Raw genomic sequence first — 1,095 nt, 5'->3', positions numbered from 1 at the left:
CCCCGGGCTACCAGGCGATGCTCGCCGCCGGCCGCCGCCACCCCAGCCGGGTCTGGGCGGTCGAGGGCTGCAACGGCATCGGCCGGCACCTGGCCCAGCGCCTGGTCGCCGACGGCGAGACCGTGATCGACGTACCCTCCAAACTCGCCGCGCAGACCCGCAGCTACGCCACCGGGCACGGCCGTAAAACCGACAGTCACGACGCCCATCACATCGCCGTGACCGCCCTACGCACCAGCGGCCTGCGCACCGTCGGCACCGATGACGCCACCGTCGCGTTACGCCTGCTCAGCGACCGCCGTGACCTGCTCGGTGTCACCCGCACCCAGACCGCGAACCGGCTGCACCGGCTACTGCTCGAACTGATCCCCGGCGGCGCGAAGAAAAACCTGACCACCAACCAGGCCCGGGCCCTGCTCACCACCGTCGCCGTCACCAGCGGTGACATCGCCTCGGCCACCCGCCACCAACTGGCCGCCGAACTCGTCGACGAGCTCGCCACCCTGGACGCAAAAATGACCACCGCGACCAAACAACTGACCACCCTGCTGGCCGCCACCACAACCGGCCTGACCAGCCTCAACGGCATCGGCCCGTCCGGCGCCGCCCGCCTGCTCGGCGACATCGGCAACATCAGCCGCTTCCCGACCCGCGGCCACTTCGCCACCTGGAACGGCACCGCCCCCATCGACGTGTCCTCCGGCGACAACAACCACCACCGGCTCAACCGCGCCGGCAACCGGCGCATCAACCGGGTCCTGCACATCATGGCAACCTGCCAGCTGCGCTACGACACCCCAGGACGCGCCTACTACCAGCGCAAACTCGCCGAAGGCAAAACCACCAACGAAGCCATGCGCGCCCTGAAACGCCGCCTGTCCGACCACGTCTACCGACAAATGACCAACGACACCCACACACCAGCAGCAACGACAGGCCCGGGAGGACACCCGGGGGCGACTCTGAACTCCAGCGCGGCCGGCCCCCACCCCAAAACCGGCACTTCGGAAAAATCACATCCCGGACCTACCAAACACCACCCTAAAACATCACTCACCACAACCCCTTGACAGAGGGGTGCCGGGAGCGGCGGAG

General features: G+C 68.5%; 1 protein-coding gene. It reads left to right on the top strand.

Annotation, left to right across the window (positions count from 1 at the left end; genetic code table 11):
- On the top strand, positions 1-1,070 hold a 1,070-nt coding region (locus tag ACH442_RS48070; protein WP_396344935.1), incomplete at its 5' end, for an IS110 family transposase.
- Positions 1,071-1,095 lie beyond the last annotated feature (25 nt).

Source organism: Actinoplanes sp. NPDC020271 (genome assembly GCF_044388125.1).
Classification (GTDB): domain Bacteria; phylum Actinomycetota; class Actinomycetes; order Mycobacteriales; family Micromonosporaceae; genus Actinoplanes.
Note: the sequence above shows the minus strand (reverse complement) of the source record. Positions and strands in the feature narration are given on the sequence as shown.